The 19,792-nt window shown below is 69.4% G+C and carries 18 protein-coding genes and 2 pseudogenes; 6 read left to right on the top strand and 14 right to left on the bottom strand.

Annotated elements, in window-relative coordinates; genetic code table 11:
• Positions 1-124 precede the first annotated feature (124 nt).
• Both tpg and tap read right to left on the bottom strand, forming a co-directional pair.
• A complete protein-coding gene (tpg, locus tag ACIRRY_RS47250; RefSeq protein ID WP_403985819.1) occupies positions 125-682 on the bottom strand; it encodes a telomere-protecting terminal protein Tpg in 558 nt (185 codons plus the stop codon).
• 13 nt (positions 683-695) lie between these two features.
• A complete protein-coding gene (gene tap / locus ACIRRY_RS47245; protein ID WP_403985817.1) occupies positions 696-2,948 on the bottom strand; it encodes a telomere-associated protein Tap in 2,253 nt (750 codons plus the stop codon).
• Between the two features lie 274 nt (positions 2,949-3,222).
• Here tap and ACIRRY_RS47240 point away from each other — a divergent pair, with 274 nt between their 5' ends.
• Positions 3,223-3,690: a DUF5959 family protein gene (locus ACIRRY_RS47240; protein WP_403985815.1), complete on the top strand. Its 468-nt coding sequence runs from the start codon at positions 3,223-3,225 to the stop codon at positions 3,688-3,690.
• Positions 3,691-4,036: 346 nt separating this feature from the next.
• Here ACIRRY_RS47240 and ACIRRY_RS47235 read toward each other — a convergent pair whose 3' ends face one another.
• The 6 genes and pseudogenes from ACIRRY_RS47235 to ACIRRY_RS47210 all read right to left on the bottom strand — a co-directional run bounded on the left by ACIRRY_RS47235 (position 4,037) and on the right by ACIRRY_RS47210 (position 7,575).
• Entirely contained in the window at positions 4,037-4,318 is a 282-nt protein-coding gene (locus ACIRRY_RS47235) for a hypothetical protein (protein WP_403985813.1), read from the bottom strand.
• 53 nt (positions 4,319-4,371) lie between these two features.
• A pseudogene (locus ACIRRY_RS47230) lies at positions 4,372-4,588 on the bottom strand (DUF6207 family protein).
• A gap of 105 nt (positions 4,589-4,693) precedes the next feature.
• Positions 4,694-5,761, bottom strand: coding sequence for a hypothetical protein (locus tag ACIRRY_RS47225; protein WP_403985811.1), 1,068 nt, complete (start codon positions 5,759-5,761; stop codon positions 4,694-4,696).
• Between the two features lie 26 nt (positions 5,762-5,787).
• Positions 5,788-6,126, bottom strand: coding sequence for a relaxase domain-containing protein (locus tag ACIRRY_RS47220; RefSeq protein WP_403985809.1), 339 nt, complete (start codon positions 6,124-6,126; stop codon positions 5,788-5,790).
• Positions 6,127-6,215: 89 nt separating this feature from the next.
• Positions 6,216-7,172 carry a helix-turn-helix domain-containing protein gene (locus ACIRRY_RS47215; protein ID WP_403985807.1) on the bottom strand — a complete coding sequence of 319 codons (957 nt, stop codon included), beginning with the start codon at positions 7,170-7,172 and terminating at the stop codon, positions 6,216-6,218.
• Positions 7,159-7,575: a hypothetical protein gene (locus tag ACIRRY_RS47210; RefSeq protein ID WP_403985805.1), complete on the bottom strand. Its 417-nt coding sequence runs from the start codon at positions 7,573-7,575 to the stop codon at positions 7,159-7,161. Before ACIRRY_RS47210 ends, ACIRRY_RS47215 begins: the two co-directional genes overlap by 14 nt.
• Before the next feature lie 1,979 nt (positions 7,576-9,554).
• Here ACIRRY_RS47210 and ACIRRY_RS47205 point away from each other — a divergent pair.
• Positions 9,555-10,094: an RNA polymerase sigma factor gene (locus ACIRRY_RS47205; RefSeq protein ID WP_403985803.1), complete on the top strand. Its 540-nt coding sequence runs from the start codon at positions 9,555-9,557 to the stop codon at positions 10,092-10,094.
• A pseudogene (locus ACIRRY_RS47200) lies at positions 10,069-11,766 on the top strand (PP2C family protein-serine/threonine phosphatase); the annotation flags it as partial. The gene ACIRRY_RS47205 and the pseudogene ACIRRY_RS47200, both read left to right, overlap by 26 nt.
• Before the next feature lie 258 nt (positions 11,767-12,024).
• On the opposite strand, the gene ACIRRY_RS47195 reads toward ACIRRY_RS47200, so the two are convergent.
• Both ACIRRY_RS47195 and ACIRRY_RS47190 read right to left on the bottom strand, forming a co-directional pair.
• On the bottom strand, positions 12,025-12,402 hold the full coding sequence (locus tag ACIRRY_RS47195) for a hypothetical protein (protein ID WP_403985801.1): 378 nt from the start codon (positions 12,400-12,402) through the stop codon (positions 12,025-12,027).
• Between the two features lie 503 nt (positions 12,403-12,905).
• Entirely contained in the window at positions 12,906-13,151 is a 246-nt protein-coding gene (locus ACIRRY_RS47190) for a DUF3761 domain-containing protein (protein ID WP_403985799.1), read from the bottom strand.
• A 156-nt stretch (positions 13,152-13,307) separates the two neighbouring features.
• Here ACIRRY_RS47190 and ACIRRY_RS47185 point away from each other — a divergent pair, with 156 nt between their 5' ends.
• Complete coding sequence (locus tag ACIRRY_RS47185) at positions 13,308-13,457, top strand: MBL fold metallo-hydrolase (RefSeq protein ID WP_403985923.1); 150 nt, start codon at positions 13,308-13,310, stop codon at positions 13,455-13,457.
• Here ACIRRY_RS47185 and ACIRRY_RS47180 read toward each other — a convergent pair.
• The 4 genes from ACIRRY_RS47180 to ACIRRY_RS47165 all read right to left on the bottom strand — a co-directional run bounded on the left by ACIRRY_RS47180 (position 13,448) and on the right by ACIRRY_RS47165 (position 16,710).
• Positions 13,448-14,953 (bottom strand): UvrD-helicase domain-containing protein, encoded by a 1,506-nt coding sequence (locus tag ACIRRY_RS47180; protein WP_403985797.1) that lies wholly within the window; start codon positions 14,951-14,953, stop codon positions 13,448-13,450. The genes ACIRRY_RS47185 and ACIRRY_RS47180 overlap by 10 nt on opposite strands.
• The gene (locus tag ACIRRY_RS47175) at positions 14,950-15,432 is read right to left on the bottom strand and encodes a hypothetical protein (RefSeq protein ID WP_403985795.1); all 483 of its coding nucleotides are present in this window, start codon (positions 15,430-15,432) and stop codon (positions 14,950-14,952) included. Before ACIRRY_RS47175 ends, ACIRRY_RS47180 begins: the two co-directional genes overlap by 4 nt.
• Entirely contained in the window at positions 15,429-16,277 is an 849-nt protein-coding gene (locus ACIRRY_RS47170; RefSeq protein WP_403985793.1) for a DUF6083 domain-containing protein, read from the bottom strand. The genes ACIRRY_RS47175 and ACIRRY_RS47170 overlap by 4 nt, the downstream gene beginning before the upstream one ends.
• Positions 16,278-16,446: 169 nt before the next feature.
• Positions 16,447-16,710 carry a helix-turn-helix transcriptional regulator gene (locus ACIRRY_RS47165; protein WP_403985791.1) on the bottom strand — a complete coding sequence of 88 codons (264 nt, stop codon included), beginning with the start codon at positions 16,708-16,710 and terminating at the stop codon, positions 16,447-16,449.
• A 193-nt stretch (positions 16,711-16,903) separates the two neighbouring features.
• Here ACIRRY_RS47165 and ACIRRY_RS47160 point away from each other — a divergent pair, with 193 nt between their 5' ends.
• Together ACIRRY_RS47160 and ACIRRY_RS47155 are read left to right on the top strand one after the other, a co-directional pair.
• Positions 16,904-18,025 carry a hypothetical protein gene (locus ACIRRY_RS47160; protein ID WP_403985789.1) on the top strand — a complete coding sequence of 374 codons (1,122 nt, stop codon included), beginning with the start codon at positions 16,904-16,906 and terminating at the stop codon, positions 18,023-18,025.
• Positions 18,026-18,152: 127 nt separating this feature from the next.
• On the top strand, positions 18,153-18,782 hold the full coding sequence (locus tag ACIRRY_RS47155) for a hypothetical protein (RefSeq protein ID WP_403985787.1): 630 nt from the start codon (positions 18,153-18,155) through the stop codon (positions 18,780-18,782).
• Positions 18,783-19,792: the final 1,010 nt, after the last annotated feature.

Here is a 19,792-nt window from a genome sequence, read left to right as displayed (position 1 = left end):
CGTATTACCCCCTTCTGATTCCGTAACGTGTTTGTGCTTTTACTGAGTGCGAAGACGGTGGTGAGCCCGTCGCCCCCAGTCCCCTTCCGGTGGTCCGGACTCGCGGGCTGTTCGGGGTCGGCTGCTACAGGTCGAACTCGAGGTGTTCGACGTCGGTGAACCGGACTTCCTCCAGGGAGCCGGCGCGGCGGCCGTTGTCCTGGAAGTACACCTCCTTGAGCGCTTCGGCCGCGATCTCCTTCAGTTCCTGGTCGGTGGCACCGGCTTCCTGGGCGTCGAAGAGGCGGGCGGCGTACTGCGGGGGCAGGGCGACGGTCAGGTGCCGGATGCGGTCCTGGTCCGTCGACCCGATCGGCGCGGTGTAGCCGAGGCGGGCGCGGGTGTCGATGACGATGCCGCCGGTGCTCGCCGCCTTCGCCCGGGCCTTGGCCCGGATCTGAGGCTGCCACCGGGCCTTCACCTCCCGCTCCAGGCGGGCGGCGAGGTCTGGGCGGGGCTTCTTGATCTGGTCCTTCACGTACCGCTCCACGGTGCGCTGGGACAACCGCAGCATCTGGGCGACCGCCCTGGTGCCCCCCAACTGCTTGACGAGGTACCGCATTTGCGCGCCCGCGCTCTTGGGCGCCGGGCGGGTGAACGCCTTCTGCACCGCGGCGTCCAGGCCGTCCCCGAACACGCTCATGCCTGCCTACCCTCTACTCGCCGTTGTCGACGTCGGTGACGGTGCCGTCCTTGATGTACCGGGCCAAGTTGAGCTCCGGGGCGTTGAACTGTTCCCGCACGCCTTCGCCCCACAGCACTTCCTGGGTGCCTTCCCGCTTCACCAGGCCCGGGTTGATGCCGAGCTTGAAGCCGCCCGGCAGCGGCTTGCCGTCGCGGTAGGGCAGGAAGTCCAGCGGCGACTCGCCGTCGACCGCGTACACGACGCAGTCGGAGAGGATCGCTACCGGGTACTGCCCGGTGAACGCCGCGTGTTTGACGATCTTGCGGTGCAGGTTGATCCGGGTGCGGGAGATGACCGCCGCACGGATTTCCGGCCGCCACGTCGGGCGGGACAGCGCCCGCCACGGCTCACCCGGCTTCCATCCCTCCCCGCGCGGGCGTTCGCGCAGCTTGCCCAGGCCGCCCTTGACCGTCGCCTTGACGGCGTCCACGACGATCGCCAGGTCCGGCTCACGGCTACGCCAGCCGTCCATCGCCGTCAGGAAGTCCGCCGGCGCCATGTCCGCGTCGACGCCGAGGTCGGCCATCGTGGCGAGGAAGGCGTCGCGCAGCCGGTTGTACCAGCCGTCCAGGTACCGGCCGTTGTCGTAGCGCACGTATGCCTCGAGGGGCGTGACGTCGTAGCCGAGCTCCACCGCGTACGCCACGGTCGGCGTCGCATACCAGGCCGGCCCCTCCGGCCGGTCACCCGACGGCGTGAACGGGCTCGGCAGCAGAGGGCCGTCCAGGTCCACCCACGTGTCCTTGGCGACCTTCACCCTCGACAGGTCGACGTGGGACAGGTCGACCAGCCACGCGCCGGGCAGCTTCGCATCGAACACCGGCGCCTTGACGTACGTCGGCGCACCGAGGCCGACGGTCAGCCCGTTGGCTCCGGCGGCGAACGCCATGTTCACGTCGATGCCCACCAGGTACCGCCGGGTGCATTCGGTGTCGGTGAGCGGGCGAGCCCAGTCGTACGCCTCCTCGAACAGCTTCTCCGCCGGGCCGCGCTGGTGGAAGCGCGGCAGGTCCTTCAGCAGTGGGTGTCCGTCCGGGGCCTCGCACGGCGCGCAGTCCACCGGGTCCTTGCCCAGTGAGCCGGGGTTGTGCTCGGAGTGCCGCTTACCCGTCTCATCGGGCTCGGAGGCGCGGGTCGGCGGATGGATAGCGGTCAGCAGCTCCAGGCCGGTGACGGCGGTGGAGCCGCGCGGCGTCATCACCCGCGCCGCGTACACCCCCAGGACCCGGGCGAGGTCCGCCGGCGCGAGCTGCGCGGCGTGGCCCCAGCTGCGGGGATCGAGCGCGTTCCACGACGGGATGCACAGCTGCACGCAGTTGCGCTCCGACCCCGTGGCGGGGCGGTAGATCCGCGCCCACGGCCCGAAGCCGCGCTTGGTCAACTTCCACTCCGCGCGGGCCAGCTGCTTGATGACCTTGTGGCCTTCCGGGATACGCCCGGCGACCTTCTCCTCCTCGGTGAAAGCGACGGGGAGGCCGTAGCGCTCCAGCGCGGACTCGGTGAGCACGATCAGCGGGTCGGCGTCCTTGCCCGGCCCGGACAGCTTCGGCTGACCGAGCTTCGCCTCCTTCAGCGTCCAGTCGACCAGGGAGGGCAGGGACTTGGCGGGCACGTCCAGGACCAGGCCGCCGACGCAGTACGCGGACACCTGCCCGTCGTCGTCGACGTCGACGACCGCGAGCGGACCGTTGACGAAGCGCGGGTCGGCGCCGGCCGGGGTGTTCGCCGGGGCCGCCTTCCTCGAGGCCGGACGCCGGGACGTCGACGACGGCCTGACGGCGGGCGCCGGACGCGACACAGCAGCCAGAGCAGCGGAGTCGGAGGCGGGACCGGGCTGGGTGTTCTCTTCGGCCGTCATGACCGCAGACTCAGGCGCCGGGCCTGTGGACAGAGTCCGTGGTTCCGGAGCCGAGGCGGGAGCACTCGCGAACGTCGCGGGAACCGCAGTGTCCTGCACGGGCGCCACGGCGTTGGCATCAGCGGGGTAGAGCTCCGCGAGCTGCGCGAGCAGACGGGCGTACGCCTCGCGCTCCTTGCCCCGCGGCTCGGTCGCCTTCGTGCTGGACTCCCAGCCGCTGACGGTCGCCCGCCGCACCTCCAGCGCTCCGGCCACCTCGTCCAGGGTCAGGCCGTGCGCGGTACGCAGCCGCTTGCGCTCCGCCGGCGGCGGCAGCGGGGACCGGGACGCGACCAGCGCGTCGATCCGGTCGAACAACTCGGACATGGAACACCTCCTGTCACCCAAGCATAGCTTTAACCGTACGGATCGCGTACTAAGTGCGTACGTACAGCGAACATTGACTATTGGATCGTGCCGCTAGTCAGGTGTCCTGTCTCTGTGATGTGGAGGCGGTCCCGCTCTTCTGTAGGCATGTGCGACCGGCCCCGAGCTGGTCGTCGCAGCGGCCGTCGTTTAGAACTCCCAACGGAATACCGACTGGGGCCAGTTCGCGGCTCGTGCAAGATGAACGGGAACGTTGTGGGTATCGGGAGGGCGCGTGGATGAGGACGACGGGGTGGACCTGATCCGCTTGGTCGATCCGGACAGCAGCGTTCGGGTGCGCGTGCTGGGACGGAAGAGGCCCGGGGACACGCCGTACAACGACTACCTCGATGCCGAGCTCGTCATCACGAGCGCCTTCGCCAGCGGGCGCCTTGCTCTGTGCCTGCCACCCGAAGCCTTGGATGACTGGTCATCGGCACTGGCCGAGCTCTCCGACAGGCAGGGCATCCGCTGGACGGCCAGGGGCGAGACCGAGATCCGGATTGACGTCGACAGACAATTCTCGGTGCCGCGTCCCATCGTCACGGTCGACGACAGTGGCGAGTCCGGGGTTTCCGTCCGCGTCGTCCTGGACCCGGGCAACGGCTGGATGGACGAGCTGCGTGAGCATCTCGTTCGGGTCCGGCAGACGTGGCCGAACGAGGTGGTGACGACGCCTCGGTCAAGAACCTACTGGCATTGAGTTCAAGCGTCGCCAGCAGATGAGTGCGCATCCGAGGGTTGTGCGGCCGGATGGTGGTCCCTGTGATCACGGACGGCTGAGTGGCGGGACTCACCACGTACGTGACCGCCAGCGCGCCGAGCAGGCCCGTACGGTCGTCCTCCGCCTCGGCCGTACGCGCCAGGGTCGGCCCACCGACGGATCAGCCGCCAACGTCTCCAGGTCCTCCAACAGCGTGCCGGCGAGCAGCGCTCTCAGAGCCTCACACGACAGCGCACCGGGGCGATGGAGGCCAGCCGCTCCGCGCCGTCCAGCTCACGCAGGGACTACCGGGCGCTGTCCGTGAAGACCACCCGATAGCGTCCCGTCACAGCATCCCCGCCAGTGCGGGGAACACATCGCCGATCTCATGGGTGGCCGCGGTCCCGGAGCGGACGGCGTCGGCTGCCGCGCCCGCGTCCCCGTCGCTCGCGGTCTGCGCCACAGCCGCCCACTGGGCCACCAGCGCGAACAGGTCTTCGGGGACCGCGTCGTCCAGGACCGTCTGGAAGCGGTCACGCAGCTCCGGCGGAAGCGCACGGCGGATCGCGCCGACCGTGCGCGGCCGGTCGATCGGCCCCGGAACGGGGCCGCGGGGTTCGGCAGACATGGCGACCTCCGGTCTCGGTGCCTCACCAGGCTACGCGGACGTACCTGACAGCGTCAGGCCCTCGGGCCGTCACCCCGCGGCCGGGCCGGCTGATTCAGGTCCAAATAGCAGCGCAGCCGCACGCCGGGCTCACCCACGTCCCGCGTCGTCCGCAGTCACAGTCGCCCAACGGTCGGCGATCAACTGCTGGAAGGCGAGTGCGGTCGCGTCATCGGCGGCCGCAGCGTCCAGCCCCGGTTCGTTGACGTGCGTCTCGTTGATCGGGTCCATGTACGGCACTACGCCCGGACGCCCAGGAACAGTTCCCTGCGTTCGGTGCTTTCACTCGTGCTTGATGCCGAGCGAGACGCTCCCCGGCTGGAACGAGCTCGCCACTCAGCCGAAGCCCAGCGTGTTCTGGACCGGACCCACGGCGGGTTGGGGCGGCGGCGGTCCTTCCTGTTGCTGTGCGTCACGCCAGCGCTCGATCAGCTCGTCCCTCCACCCTTTGGGCGGCGGCCACGGCACACCCCAGGCATCAAGCTGGTCGCGCTTCCAGCCACCGGCAGGCGTACGGGCGGCTTCGATCTCTTCAGGTGAGGGCAGTTCGGGCATGTGAGATGAACGGACAGCGTGCATCAGTTGTCCCCCGAACCCGTTCTGGAAGCACGAGAGATCAGCCTCCTTCCCCAACCGGATCCACTCCTCCTTGGGCGGCAAAGTACCCGCGTTCGCCGGAGGTTTCGTTCCGACAGGAGCAAAGAACACCTCGCCACGGTAATCCAGCGTCGTCGACTTCAACGCGACCCTCTCTTCGAAAACCTCCTGCCGCAGTCGCAGGACGCCGTCCTGGTGCAGTGCACGGATGCAGTTCAGAAGCTCGATCGTTCCAACCATGGCCCAGGCGACGAGTGGCACGGCGCCACGGAACCGCTCGAACAATCCGAACGCGTCGCCTTCGGCCCGTCGTTCGGTGTCGTGATGCACCACGTCCCCGTAGATCCACGCCATGGCCAGCTTGTGGCGGTCGAGGTCGTGATTCTCGCCAGTGGCCGTGTTGTTGATCACGACCCAGTACCCGGCTTCCGCAGCCGTGGCCGGCTCCACCCGTGACCGCCACTCGGCACGTGCGGCCCGCACCCACTCCGTGTCCTGCGGCAACTCCCGGCAGAAGTAACCCACCGCCTTCAGCGCCTTCTGATAGAAGCACGCGTCGCCATTCAGCAGGATCGGCCTGAGTCGCGCAGCGGCGGACTCCACGACTTCCTCGGCCGGGAACTCCTGCCGGATCCGTGTCTCGCCATCGTCGAGCTGGACAACCTTCATCTGTATGTCGGTCAGGGCCACGAGCGCGTCCCAGTCCACCGCGAGCGAGTGCTCTTCCACCCGGCGCGCACGCACGACATAAGCCTCAAGGCACTTCCGGTACCGCCCGTCGGGGCTCTCTTGCGCGCCGCTTCCCATCGTTCCCCCTTCGCAACCAGACCCGGCTACGTGGCACTTGCTGGACAGCATGCCGCGCTGTCCAGCAAGCCATCCATCCCATTAACCACACCGCTCCCGGCCAGCACCACGGCGATCGCCTGCTCGTGCACGGCCTCGATCACCTTCCGCGTCTCCTCATCCCTCAGCGCCCACAGCAGTTGCAGGGTCGGCTGCGGGCGGAAGACGAGGTCGGCCCCGGTTACCTTCACCGTCGCCAGCCGCACGGCCACGAGCCGGTCGGCGTCCGGGTGCCGACCCTGGCCGAACAAGGAACGCAACTGCGCGGGATCAGGGACATCGGCTGCGGTCTGCGCCCGGCCTGCGGACCTCACCGTCTCCACCATCCCGGCGGACCGGCTTACCGGAGCCGGGCACGGCGGACTGCCGGGGCCGCAGGGGGTATCCCACCCTCCGGGGCCGTAGCCATGTCGGATCAGTGCCTGATGGCCCCCGCGATGTACATCGTGGAGGAGCCGATCCCCATGATCAGTGCGGCGGCTCCCATGAGGTGGCGCTTGAGGCTGTGCCTGGCCGCCGTAAACGGTCCGCGGTGCTGCGGGATCTCCCCGGGGATGACGTCCTCGTGCCACTGGTGGCGCATGTTGGCGATCTTTATGCGGGTCACGGTGAAGTGCCAGATCACCGTGCGGTCCTCTTCCAGTCCGCACGCGGCCAGGAAGATGTAGAGCCACTCCGTGGTGGGCAGCTGGTTGCCGCCCAGTACCTGGGCGAAGGTCGCCTCGGAAATCGGATAGATGCTCATGCTGCGCTCCACCAGATCCGGGAGCGACAGCCCTTTCTCCCGGACGAGCTCGTTCATCAGCTCGATCACGTCCTCGGCGGTGGTGCACAGCGCGAGCGCGGTGTGCACGTGATCGGCCGCCATGACCTTGGTGACCCGTCCGTCCTGACGCTCGTACTCAAGTGCCAGCTGTACCAGTGCGAGCAGCCCGTCCGGCTGAGCCGGGGCGGGCGTCGGCGTGGAGATGGGGATGAGGACGGGAGGGGGATCCGTGGGGACCAGTTCGGCTGCGGGCCGTCGCAGCGCCCGCGTCACACGGGCGCCGACAGGCTGACGCGGCAGCGGGTTGCTGCCGGTGTCCTCGCTGGTACTGCGGCCAGCGTCGCGGCGCGCGGCGCGGTGCATGCGCTTGAACCGGGTCATGTCGCCGTCGTAGCCGCAGCCGAGCACGAAGGCCTGCACGGTCTCCCAGGTCGGCACCGCCTTGCCGGAGGCGGCCGTGGACAGGGCGGCGGTGGAGTAGTGCGAGCGCGCCGCGAGCTGGCTGTAGGTGAGATGGCTCCGCTTGCGCAGCCTGCGCAGCTCGATCGCGAGCGAGCGCAGGGACAGCGACGCATTGGGATCGATCTCCTTCTCAGGCCGCGCCATGCCCGTCCCCCTCCCGCACGGCGGCACGCTGCGAGAACCGCCACGCGGTGCGCTGGAGCTGGCGGTGGCGGCCGTGGTGGGCCACGCGCCGCGCCATCGGACCCGTCGCCGCCGGGAGCGGCGGACGCTGCCGCGGGAGGGGACGGAACACCTCCAGGGCAGTGCTACTGGTGTTCGCGGCTGTCCGGGCCGTGACGGCGGACGCCGTGGACGTGTTCGGCAGATCGTGCTCGGACACACCCAGCAGCTGCCGAAGGAGGTCGCCGGTGGCGCCGGAGACCACGGAGCCCAGGCTGGCCGCCTGCACCGGGTCCATGCCCATGTGCGCGGCGATGAGGCCCGTTGCCGAGCCCGTGGTGCCGGCCGAGCCGGCGGCGATGTACATACGCAGCTTGCTGCGCATCAAGGACCTGTCTCTCTGTACCCCGCGGCCGAGGGCGGGGTACTCATAAGGGTCCCCGCCCGTGCGGGCGGGGACGGGATGTGGCGTGAGTGACTTGGCGGAGCACCGCTTCGACGTGACTGGCCGTCACATGCGCGCGGGCGGAGCGACGCTCGTGTGATTCAGGTGGCGGGTGCAACCGCCGCCCGAGAGCGCTGAGTGCATTCTGCCTCAGTGCTGAGGGGACGCTGTGTCGACTTGTTCCCCGCCGCCGATCGACAACGATGTCGTCTGACCTGCAACGACTGCTAGTTGACGGTGCAACATCTGATCTACCGTCTACTCACTGTCAGGGGCGGACAGTTCTGATCAGCGAACGATCGGATAAGTCCGCTCTGGACCGTATGCACGTCAGATGCATACGGCGTCAGCGTGAACAAGCAGGACGCCGAGCGTCTGAACAACCGGAAAAACGCAGGTCAAAACCCACCCTCCGTAACCGATGGTTGATCAGATTGATTAGGAAGACCTAACATCTCGTGTCAGGAACGGATTCCGACCTCACAAACTCCCCATGGCACGACACCATGGGGGTCATCGGCTGGCCGCGCGCCAGCCCCGCCCAAGGCGTCTCTCTGGCGTGAGTGCACCTTGGCTGAGCCCCCCGGTGCAACGGGGGGCCAGAGGCTTCCGCTTCTCCAGAAGCGATGAACGAGACGGTCCCCTACGGGGGATGCCCTGCACGTGCGTGAACAACGGACGCCGGTGATCAGGACCGACAATCCTCCGGCCTGTGACGCAGGACACCTGAACTTCTTCCCGGGGCCTGCCGTGTCGGATGCTCATCCGCCCCACCTGAAGCCAACAAAAGTCCCAAGATCGACCAGAAGCAGCTTTCCCGTCATTACTCGTGATGTACGACTATTCCTGCGTCCGTACAGTCAGTGCCGAAGCAGATACCGGCGAGGGTCCCGGTGCCCGACGCATGTTTGTCACGCACGGCAAGAACCGGGCAACCCCGCTCCCCCATGCACTCGCCCCCGGCATCCCTCCCGCACGGTTCCCGATACGAGCAGGGCTGGTTCGCGCCTCCGTACTCATCGATCACTTCCCGGCATCTGTTAATCACCCGAGCCCTGCTGGTGCGCGCCAACGCCGTACCGGTCACGGCCCCCGAGACGCGCGGTCCGTGACCGGCGCCGGCAGCACGGTTCCAGCGATGACGGCGCGGTCGTAGCGCAGCGGCTCGCGCCGAATCTGCCACTACCCCTTGTCCGGCGGAAGGTCGTAAGCAGCCGGGTCGGTGGGCTGTTTACGATCGGCTTCGTGCTCGGGAGTGACCGCCGGCCGGTGCCATGCGGGTCGTGGGCCTGGGCGGGCCCAACGAGCAGCGTACAGACGGTACTCAGGACAGTGACCGCGCGCGGTGCGGGGCTCGGTGACGTCCGTGCAGCGCGCGGCGATCATGGCCCGGACGGCGAACGCGGTCACGACGCCGGCAGCCACGGCTTCTCTGAAAGAGCACTTTGATCCCCGGCGCGGAGCACCAAGGGCGCCGAGGCGAAGGAGGTGCCGGTCCGGAAGCCGCCCAGCACCTGGCGCAGAGAGCGAAGGGGGACTGCCGTGTATGCCCCGCTGCGGCGTTACCGGGCCTCCGTGAAGATCGCCGGTGACTGGTAGCCGGTGAGGAAAACTGCGCGCAAGCGCTTTTCGATGCCAGCGCCTCTGTAAGTCATCGAGCAGGTTCGGTTCGGTGACCGAGGAGGAGGATCGGTGGTCACGTGGTCGGCCGTATACCCCGCGTTGGCGATGGCGGGAGGCGCCGGGGTGGTCGCGGCGTTACGGGCTTTGGCCTTTCAGCTGCGCGAGCGGAGTCGGCGCAAGACAATGACGGCTGTGCTGTGCAGAATGCCGCAACGGGGCGGCAGCGTTCAGGTCACCGACGAGAACGGGATCACCTGGGTTTTACACTCCCGTGGGTGTGAGGGGGACGGGCCGGGGTGAGTGGGGACTCCTTCGACACCCTCTACCGCACGTGGTACCGAGCTTTGGTGGCCAAGGCCTTCCTGGTCACAGCGGGCCATCTCAATGCGGCCGAGGACGCAGCGCAAGAGGCCTTCGTGCAGTGCTGGCGCCGGATGAATGACCCCTACGGGCCACCTGTGCAGCACTGGGGCGGATGGCTGTCGACCACGGTGGTCCGTGAAGCGCTGCGGCGTCGCAGCCAGGAGGTTCCCTTCGACCTGGGGCGACACGACAGTGCAGTCACTGCTCCCGATCTGGCCGTTGAGGTCCAGCTCAAGGAGGTCTACCGCAGGGTGTGCGACGAGATGGCACGCTTGAAGGAACGGCCTCGCCAGGCAATGGCCTTGCGCTGTATCGCGGGGCTGAGCACTGCCGAGGTTGCCGAGGAGATGGGAATTACACAGTCGACGGTACGGGTTCATCTTGCCGAGGCCCGCCGGGCGCTGGAGCCGCTACGGATCGAATTGCGGCAATTGGGCATGTTGAACGATGAGGAGGGAGGACGCCGTGGCTGAGAGGCCTGCTGAACTCACTGCCTCCGAACGGGCGATGAGCGGTGAGCCGCCCAGGGCAACGAGGCGTGCTCCTGGTGCGACCTCTCCCAACGTTCCTCCGGCAGATCCGCCCAAGCCCCATGTCATCCCGCCGCTGGGCGATGAAGAAGAGGCAGCGGCTCTGACGTCGGTGACACGGGCATCCGAAGCCGCCGTTGCCGAGGCACTGGCCCCGGTCCTGGACGTCGAGGCCTCTCTTGCCGTGCTCCGGCAGCGGCTTCCCGGCCGTTCCGGAGAGCCTCAAGACCGCCTTGCCGAGGAACGTCATGCGAGGCAGGAGTCGCCCCCCGGCGGCCCCATGCCGATGCGGCGGGACGGGGACCGGCTGCGCTTCGTGGGTGCCGCGACCCGGCGGATCGCCCGCGGTATCGACCTGGACGAGATCGTGATGGGGCTGTGCCGGGCGACCGTGCCGACCTTCTCGGACGCGATCCTGGTCTATCTGCGCGACCCGCTGCCGGTCGGCGACGAGCGGCCCACGGGCCCCGTCGTGCTGCGGCTGCGCCGGACGGACCGGATCCCGGAGGAGCGGGACACGGAGAACGGCTTCATGCCCGCGCTCCAGCCCGAGCAGCCGTCCGAACTCTCGGCGGTCACCGCCGAGTTGTGCGAGGTCAGGCCCGGCGGCGCGCTGAACGAAGTACTGCGGGGCGTACGTCCGATGTTCGCCGATTCCTCGGCCGCGCGCGCCGCGCTGCCGGAACTCCTCGGCGAGGGCGGTGAGTTGATCGTCCCCGCGGGCCAGCGCGCGATCCTCGCACCGTTGCGCGGCCGACGCCGGGTGATCGGCGCCGCGCTCTTCCTCCGCCGCCCCGAGCGCATGGCGTTCGAGGCCGACGACCTCCTGGTCGCCGCCCAACTCGCCACGCACAGCGCCCTGGGCATCGACAAGGCGGTGCTCTACGGCCGTGAGGCGTACATCGCCGACGAGCTCCAGCGCGCCATGCTGCCCAAGACGCTTCCCCAGCCGACCGGTGTGCGGCTGGCCTCCCGCTACCTCCCGGCCGCCGAAACGGCACGCATCGGCGGCGACTGGTACGACGCGATCCCGCTGCCCGGCAGCCGGGTCGCCCTCGTCGTCGGCGACGTCATGGGCCACTCCCTGACCTCCGCCGCGATCATGGGCCAACTCCGCACCACCATCCGCGCTCTGAGTCGAACCGATCAGCAGCCGGCTGAACTCCTGCGGCACCTGAGCGTCCTGATGCAAGACTTCGGACCCGACCACATGGCAACCTGCCTGTACGCGGTCTACGACCCGGTCTCACACCGCATCACCATCGCCAACGCGGGCCATCCACCGCCAGTACTGCTGCACCTGGACGGCCGGGCCGAGGTCCTGCAGGTGCCGCCCGGCGCCCCGATCGGCATCGGCGAGGCCGACTTCGAAGCCGTAGAACTGGACGCGCCCGCCGGGGCCACGCTGCTCCTGTACACGGACGGACTGGTCGAGTCACGGCTGCGGGACGTGTGGACCGGGATAGAGCAGCTGCGCGAGAAGCTGGCCGCGGTCGCGCAGCTCACCGGACCGGACCATCCGCCGCCCCTGGAAGCCCTGTGCAACGAGGTCCTCGACATACTCTCCCCGATCGACCGGGACGACGACATCGCACTGCTCGCCGCCCGCTTCGATCCCACGGGCTGAACTGACAGCTAGCAGGAGCCAGCCAGTCCGGGAGAGCTGACCGATCGCATCGGCGGTCCTGCCGAGGCTGGCGGAGCCGAGTGAACTGTGCCGAAGCCAGCCGGTGAGGGCCTGGCGTGGTGCCTCAGCCGAGGCCGAGCAGGCTGAGGACGGTGGTCCAGTCGGCGACAATCGCCTGCTGCGCAGCGGCGAGCGTGACCTTCCCCGTGCAGACCGCGGTTTGCAGCTTCGTCTCCACCGGATCCTTCAGGTTGTTGGCCCCCGAGCCCTTCTTGTGGCCAGGATCGGCCGCTCCACCCACAGATTGCGGTAGTCGTTCGGATCCCCGCCCAACTGCAGGCTGATGAGGTGGTCGTACTCCGCATCCCCCATGCGGCCGGTGAAACCGTAGGAGGCCGCGTTCAGCTTCTTCCCCTTGCCCGTGACGTACGTGGAGGGGCGCACACCGGAGGTGTAGCCGCCCTTGCGGCAGATCGTCGACTTCACATTCGACTGGGTGACTGCAGGCGAGACCGCGCCCGGCGTACACGCCGAGTCCTCCAGCGGCTCTCCTTTGAGGCACCGGTACTTGCAACTGCCCGCAGCCGGCTGCTGCTGCACGGTGTAGTGCTTCTGCGGGCCCACACCGCGATCGCCCGCCCCGAGCTGCCGAGCAGCGACGTGGGCGAGCAGCCCGCGAGCACCAGGCAGGCGAACAGCACGGACAATGCGGCACGGCGGGTGGAACGCATGACGCCCCCTCACGGGCAGGCGGAAACTGAGCAGATGCGGCCCTACCCGGCTGCCGCTCTACCTCGCGCGGGGGTACGGCGCGCAGGGACCGCACCACCGGCGCTATCCGCGGGCAACGCACGAACCCCGTCCCGCACATCCGCGGGACGGGGTTCGTTGCCAAGCTGCGGGCAGGCCTTGCACCTGCATCTTCTCGCAGGAAGCGGGACCTGCTTCTTTGGACCGCCAACGCGGCACCAACGGACCGGAGTTGCGGCGGCAAGCTCAAGATCCACTATCTTCGGCAGAAGGCTGGCGGCACCAGCGCGTGCACGCACCGTGACCCGTTGCACCACTGGGCAGGACACCCTCGGCAGCTGCCCGGAGTAGGCCCGGGCAGCGGCGCCGTTGGACCTCTACCGGTACCAGTACTTGACGCCCCGGTGGTGCGAGCACGTCCCGCGGGCGTGAGCACTGTAGGAGTAGGAGCCGTCCTTGCACTTCGCGGTAGCACCGCGCGGATGCGGCAAGTTCGCCTTGCACACGCCCGTGGTGTGCCGCGCGCAGGACGCGGCTGCCGCGTCGCTCGCCACGGCCACGGGCACCAGGAGCGCCCCCATCACTACCGCCGCCGCAATCGTGCCCCGGACTTTCGTCAGCATGATTCCCCCCTCTGAACGGTTCGCAGAGGCAAGCATGCATCCGCCAACAGAGGCACCCTCGCCGACCGAGCGCACTGTCACCGAGCAGTGACCGGCGTAGCAGGGCCGTCGCCCTGAGTTCGAAGCACGCGAACAAGTGGCCGGGCCAGGGAGCTACTGACGCACTTCCACTACGACCACGTCGGCGCTGCCGACGCCCTACGTGAGGCCACCGGCGCCCGCGTTGCATGTGACCCCGCGCCGGCCCCTCGGCCGGGCGCTGGCCCCCAGTGTCATGTGCGGGTTGAAAGCACCGGTCACCCCTGACCTCGAGTTCGACGACGAGGAGGCTGGTTCGAGCCGGGTGGGGTGCCGTCGGGGTGGTCATGGATCCAGGACAGTCCTCCCAGGTCGAGGCGTCGGCGGGTGCGGGTGACGGCTACGTAGGCCAGGCGGGCTTCGGCGTCGTCGATGGGGTCGGGTGGTGTCGTGGCGCCTGTCTCGTCGACGGTGCTGTCCTTGGGCCGGGCGAAGTCGTCTGCGATGAGTACGCGGGACCATTCGCGTCCTTTCGCTCTGTGGGCGGTGGAGACGGTGACGTGGGCGTGCGGTTCGGGGGCGAGCTGGGCGACGGCGGTGAGGATGGCGTCGGCGCCGTGGGTGTCGACGAGATTGATCAGGGGCTGGAGGTCGCGGCCGGCGGGGTCGTGGGCGGCGTAGTCCTGCAGGTCTCCCCAGCAGGGGAAGAGGATGAGTTCGGGGTGGTGGGTGCGGCGGCCTTCTTTCAGGTCGCGGGCGGCGAGGGCCAGGGCGTGCAGGCTGTCTCCTCCGCCGGCCAGGGCGACGCGGTGTCCGGCGGCCATGAGGGTCATGACCTGGGCCATGGCGCCTACGTTGGTGCGGCACAGGACGGCGTCCGGCTGGGTGACGGGGCCGAGTTCGGTGGGCATGGCGGGGGTACCGGTGAGGCGGATGGGGGCGTCGGCGAGGTGCAGCCAGCGGTTGGCTTCCGTGGCGAGGTCGGGGCCGAAGCGGAAGGACTGCGACAGGGTCAGCTGGGTGCCGTCGAAGCCGGTCATGACGTCTTTGGCGCCGCGCCACTGGTAGATGGCCTGGGCGGAGTCGCCGACCATGACCAGCTGGGCGTGGTCGCGCTGGGCGAGGAAGATCTGTTCGATGACGGGGTTGGTGTCCTGGGCCTCGTCCAGGAGCAGGAAGTCGGTGGCGATGCGCGGCTGGGTGAGGGCCCACATTTTCAGGTAGTGGTCGTGGTCGAAGCGGACAGCTCCGTCGTCGGGACGTTGCAGGTCTGTCCAGGCTTTGCGGGCGAAGGGCACGACGTGGGCGGCGAGTTGGGCGTGGAGGCCGGTGTCTTCCAGGCCGCGCAGGCGGGGCACGTGATGGGTGGTGATGGCTTCGTCCGCGGTGTGGCAGAAGCGGGTGACGGTGCGCAGGACGGCGTTGGAGAGGGTCTTTTGTGAGAGGTCGCGTTCGCCGATGCGGATCGGCTTGGTGATGCCGAGGACCTGCCCGGTCTGCCAGGCCGGGCGGCGGGGAGCGTTCAGGCGGCGGGTGTAGCGGTGGCCGACGGCCGCGTAGGCCAGCGCGTGAGCGGTCTTGCACAGGACGTTGCGGGGAAAGCGTGCGGTGGCGTCCTGAGCGATGGCCCGGTTGTAGGCGAGGTAGCGGCCTCGACGCTGAGTGGCGTGGGCAAGGAGGGCGAGGGTGGTGGTCTTGCCGGTACCCGCACCGGCCTGCAGGGCCAGGTGGTGGCCGGCGTGGAAGGCGTCGGCCGCGGCCGTCTGTTCGTCGGTCGGGTTCATGCGGGGGCTGCTCCGGGGGTGCGGGTCAGGGCGTGGCCGACGGCGGCCAAGAGGCGTGCGGCCGTGGTGCCGGCGAGCAGTTGCTGCACGGCCCGGTCGAGCCGGTCGGACTCGTCGCTGGCGTGCTGGGCCAGTGCGCGGTGCAGGGCCAGTTTCACGAAGCGTTCCGGGCTCTGCCCCGTTTCGCGGGCGGTCTGGCGGATCGTGGCGTGGACGGCGGGCGGGAAGGCGAGGTTGAGCAGGACCTGCCCGTCGGCGTCCGGGTAGTGGGTGGTGATCACGTCCACGGGGAGCCGGGTGGCGAGGTACTGGCGCAGCCGGTGTGCGGCGCGGTCGGGGGTTTTGGCGTGTACGAGGGCCATGAGGCGGGTGGTGTCGTGGTTGGCCGCGAGCGGCAGCACGCGGGCGGCGGCGCGGAGTTCAGCCGGGGTCAGGGGGCGGGTCAGGAGGATTTCCAGGGCGTGGTGCGGCATCGTCACCTCTCTCCGCCGTGTGCCGGTGGGTAGGGCAGAGCGGTGTGCAGGTGCTTGGCGTGCAGGAGGGGATCGAAGACCTGCCATCCAGCCAGGGCCAGGTCGGCGGCGCCGTGGACGGTGGCGTGTGCGGGGCAGCGCTGGATGCGCCAGCGCCGTTGTTCGGCATGGGGCAGCTGGCTGAGGTCGTAGACGGCCGTCGTCTGCTCGGGCAGGGCGAGTTGGCCGCGTCGGCGGCCGACAGGCAGCAGCCTCCAGGATCCGGGCGGGGCGTCCGGGGCCAGGACGGGGCGTGGGCAGCGGTGTCGGTGGCTCGTCTGGGCTACGCAGCGGATGGCCTCCACGGGACCGTCGGCGAGGTAGTGGCCCAGCAGCATCCGCACGACGGGGCGGTCGGGGCCGCCGGGCGCTGCGCTGGTGGGGGCAGCCGCGGGAGTGGTGAAGACCCCGGTGTCGATCAGGCGGCGGGTCCGTACAGCGAGTTGGCGGCGCACCGACGTGAGGGGCGGGCCGATCCGGCAGGTGGGAGTGCGCTGCGGGCAGAGCACGGCGTGCGGGATGCGGCACCATGCGCTGCCGTCGCTGTGCGGGTGGGCGATGCCGGAGCTCAGGTGCCAGCGGCAGGAGGCGGGGACGTGGGCGGTGGCCAGTTCGGCGGGATGCAGGGCGATGGGCCTCCCGTCGGCACGCGGGTAGAAGTCGATGCGGTTGCCGCACCGGGGACAGCGGCCGCTCTGACCGGCACGCAGCAAGCGGCTGGGGCTGGTGGCGGCCACCCGCAGCGGACGGCACGCCGGGGCGGTGCGGGGGCTGCCGTCCCCGTGGCAGCCAGGGGTGGAGTTGGGGCGCATGGCGAGGACCGTGCCAGACGGCACACCTCAAGGGCGGGGCCGGCGGGCGGGCAGTCCCCCGGGCGGCCCAGCACTGTCGAACAGCGACGCGGTCCAGCGAGTGTGCGTTCTATGCATATTCGCCGGTTCGGGTGATTTACGCCGCGGGCCAGGCCTGACGCGAGCGGAGTCAGGTGGCCTTGAGGCCGGGCGGGGTGTGGTCGTCGCAGAGCGGGCCGAGCAGCTGCTCGATGGGAACATCGAAGGCGTGCGCGAGGGCGTGCCAGGTGGTGACGGTGCCGGCGGCCCGGCCGTGTTCGAGGTCGATCAGCGTGCGCCGGGCCAGGCCACTGCGGTCGGCGAGTTCGTCGAAGGTCCACCCGCGCGCGTTCCTCAGCCGCGCCAGCGTCACACGCAGGGCGTCGCGGTCCGGGTCGGGCGGCAAGATCGTCACCCCACCATCCGACGGTGCAGACACCTGCCCTGTCAGTGCGGATTTCTGCACTATCAGTACAGGTGGGCGCGCCGGACTCCCGCACTGCGCGAGTGCAGAGATCTGCACTACGGTGCGGGCGGCTCCCGCGTCCGTACCGGGAGACCACCGCACGAGGCCGGCGCGGACCGGAAGGGAAGGGGACGACGAGCTGATGCGGCTTGCCAGCACACACGCCACGGTGCAGCGCATCTGGACAGTGCACCTGCGCCCGCAGACGGGCGGACCGGCTCTGGCCTGTCCGCGCTGCACACCCGGTCCTGCCCTGCCGGCCGCCTCCGCCCGCTCGGCCGCTCTCACCCATCTGGCGCGCCACGCCCGCGCCGACGCGCTGCCCGGACATCTGCGCACCTGCCAGTGCCGGACGAGGGGCTGCCACTGGCACCCCCGCCACCGCGGCTGCGCTGGGCCCGTCCTGCTCGCCCTGACCTGCGACCGCAGCGGCCGCGCGTGGCGGCTGGCCGACGCCTGCGCCGCCTGCGCGGCGGCGATGAGCCACACCGCCGTCGTACCGCCCACCCTGCTCGGCACCGGCCGCACCCCGGCACCCCCCACCACGTCGCCCCGTGCGCGCAATACGCCTGCGTTCGGCCCGGCAGAACAGCAGCGCGTACGCGAAATGCTCACCTACCTCGCCACAGCACTGCCCCGGTTCACCTCCCCCGCCGCCCGGCTACTCGCCCTGCAGTGCGCCCTGCGCGCCGATGCCCGTGGTCATGTCCGGCTGCCGGCGGGGCTGTTGCACGGCATGCGTCTGCGCGGGCACCAGGAGCTATGGCAGGAACTGGCCCACGCCGGCTGGCTCGAGCCGCCGGGCACCAGGTCGGCACCCCTGCAGCTGCGGCTGCTCGATGCCACGGTCCTGGACCAGGCGCCCGGCCGCCGCGCCCGCCGACACGCCGCCCACTGGGCGCTGCACCCCGTGCCTTTGACCCTGCCGGCAGCATCGCCCGCCTTGCGTCTGACCGCTCTGGCCCTGGCCGCACACACCTCACTCGACACCGAGCACAGCACCGAAATGGACATCCTCGCCCGCCTGTGCGGGCACTCCCCGCAGCAGACCGGAGAACTCCTCGACCGGCTGGTGACAACAGGCACCCTGACAACCTGGCACCACAACCGGGAGACCGACGAGGCAGTCTGGCAACTACCCCCGCCCTCGCGTACGAACCCGCTCTGCGGCAACGCCGCAAAGGCACCGGACAGCATGGCCCGGGCGTCCGCGCAGGACAGGGGACGCCGCTTGAGGGGAACAACTGGTTCCGCCTGTCCGTAGTATCTCTACGCCAAGGCAATTTGCAGCAGTTACAGCGTCCGTGCCGCCAGTACAGCGCAGAGGAGTTCTGCCCCGGTTCAAGGCCGCTCGCATCGATCACCGCCGCACACCGAGGAAAGGCCAGCCCATGTCCGAGAGCACGACTGGCACCACGGGACTGACATCCCAGTACATCGCCCAGGTAGCCGGCGACCTCGAAAGCAACCTCAAGGAGCAGGAACGCATCGGCGCGGAAGTCGCCGCACTGCAGAAGCAGCTGACTGCCCTGCAGCAGGACCACAGTGTGCTGGTGACCATGCAGCAGGCACTCGGTGTCACGCACGAACCGCATAAGCCGTCGGCTGCAGTCGAGAGCGCCGCAGTGCCCTCTCCCCAGCAGAAGACCGAGGCCGCACCCCCCGGCAAGCGAAGGGCACGAAAGACCACAGCCGTGCGGGAAACGACGGCCAAGAAACCAGCCACACCCAAGTCCGGCACGACGGCGAACCGGCCCACCCTGGTGGAACTCATCCGCCGCCACCTCGCCGACCAGGACGAGCCACGCTCCGCCGCCGAAATCTCCACCGCACTCAGCCAGGCTCACCCCGAGCGTGGCATCAAGACCAAGGTCGTGCGCGTCACTCTCGAAGGGCTCGTGGCCAAGAGCCAGGCCCAGCGCGCCAAGCAGGGCGCCTCGGTCTACTACACCTCTCCCGGCACGCCGGAGCCGACGGCTGCGCCCCAGACCGAGAAGAAGCCTGAAGACGTCGAGCACTGAAGCCACAAGGCAGCAACCGCACACCACCAGCCACTCACGGTCTAAATCAACAAGTCCGAGGCGTACGCGCCGTCATCCGTCCCCTTCCGCGGTAGCCAGTCCGACATCGGCGAGGTTGCGCCAGGGCATGCGCGGCCTGATCAACTCCATCCCACAGAGGCCCATCTGGGATTCCATGAGCGCACTGTCCAGCACATCGCCAGCGGGAAAGGGGTGGACGCAGCAGGTAGATGGGGGCGCAGGCGGCAGGAAGTGCCGGAGGTGGCCGGTTCGGGCTGTACGACCCCCAGAAGCCTCCTCGCTGCGAGGCAGAACCAAAACAGAGCTGGCAGTGAAGACCAGCCCTGTGACAGTGGCGGACGCCAGTTCCGTCGCTCAGCAGAAGGGCGGAGGAAAAAATGCGTCACCCGCGTTAGCCGCGACGCGAGCCTTCGGGAAGCAACCGGTTCAGGTCTGTCCCGTGGCAGGGAAAGTGCGCCGCCAGGCCTGGAATGCGTCATCTGCCTCAGCCCGGGAAGGCACCAACAGGCTAGGTCTGCGTCGACGGCCGAGTGGTCCCGCCGCGAAGGCGGCTGTGATCTTTGGGCTGCCCAGTTCGACTTTCCTGCTGCCTTTCGGATGACTGCACGACCAGGCAACACCTGCGAGGAACTTCCGCCCGACGATTGGCGCCTGTTTCGTCCTGGTATGCCAGCTGACTACATTGTCCGGCGGGAGACGGAAGTCGAGGTTGTCAGGCCAGTTCCCCAGGCAGGGCTAAAACGCCTGCGCTCCGTTCAGTTGGCCGCCAGTCCCGTATCAAGCACGAGACGGCGTGCGACTCGGGCCCTGCACGCCGTCTCGCACTTGTCTTCCTTGGGGCGCCGACCGCCTCTCCCCCGACAAGGAAAACCGATGCATCCTCGGGGATACCGCCGTACGCGCAAGACCTGCCGTGACTTGGGATAGCGAGGGCAGAGAGAAACGCACACACGGGATGGGCAGCCGGCGGGAGAGGGCTGGCCGGAAGT

This window comes from Streptomyces sp. NPDC101776 (genome assembly GCF_044766845.1).
GTDB lineage: Bacteria > Actinomycetota > Actinomycetes > Streptomycetales > Streptomycetaceae > Streptomyces.
The sequence above is the reverse complement of the archived record's forward strand: the minus strand, read 5'-3'. Positions and strand labels throughout refer to the sequence as shown.

Bases quoted from the DNA above. Each gene is read 5' to 3' on its own strand.
- tpg (WP_403985819.1), bottom strand. From the start codon at position 682: ATGAGCGTGTTCGGGGACGGCCTGGACGCCGCGGTGCAGAAGGCGTTC.
- tap (WP_403985817.1), bottom strand. From the start codon at position 2,948: ATGTCCGAGTTGTTCGACCGGATCGACGCGCTGGTCGCGTCCCGGTCC.
- ACIRRY_RS47235 (WP_403985813.1), bottom strand. From the start codon at position 4,318: ATGTCTGCCGAACCCCGCGGCCCCGTTCCGGGGCCGATCGACCGGCCG.
- ACIRRY_RS47225 (WP_403985811.1), bottom strand. From the start codon at position 5,761: ATGGGAAGCGGCGCGCAAGAGAGCCCCGACGGGCGGTACCGGAAGTGC.
- ACIRRY_RS47220 (WP_403985809.1), bottom strand. From the start codon at position 6,126: ATGGTGGAGACGGTGAGGTCCGCAGGCCGGGCGCAGACCGCAGCCGAT.
- ACIRRY_RS47215 (WP_403985807.1), bottom strand. From the start codon at position 7,172: ATGGCGCGGCCTGAGAAGGAGATCGATCCCAATGCGTCGCTGTCCCTG.
- ACIRRY_RS47210 (WP_403985805.1), bottom strand. From the start codon at position 7,575: ATGCGCAGCAAGCTGCGTATGTACATCGCCGCCGGCTCGGCCGGCACC.
- ACIRRY_RS47190 (WP_403985799.1), bottom strand. From the start codon at position 13,151: ATGCTGACGAAAGTCCGGGGCACGATTGCGGCGGCGGTAGTGATGGGG.
- ACIRRY_RS47180 (WP_403985797.1), bottom strand. From the start codon at position 14,953: ATGAACCCGACCGACGAACAGACGGCCGCGGCCGACGCCTTCCACGCC.
- ACIRRY_RS47170 (WP_403985793.1), bottom strand. From the start codon at position 16,277: ATGCGCCCCAACTCCACCCCTGGCTGCCACGGGGACGGCAGCCCCCGC.
- ACIRRY_RS47160 (WP_403985789.1), top strand. From the start codon at position 16,904: ATGCGGCTTGCCAGCACACACGCCACGGTGCAGCGCATCTGGACAGTG.
- ACIRRY_RS47155 (WP_403985787.1), top strand. From the start codon at position 18,153: ATGTCCGAGAGCACGACTGGCACCACGGGACTGACATCCCAGTACATC.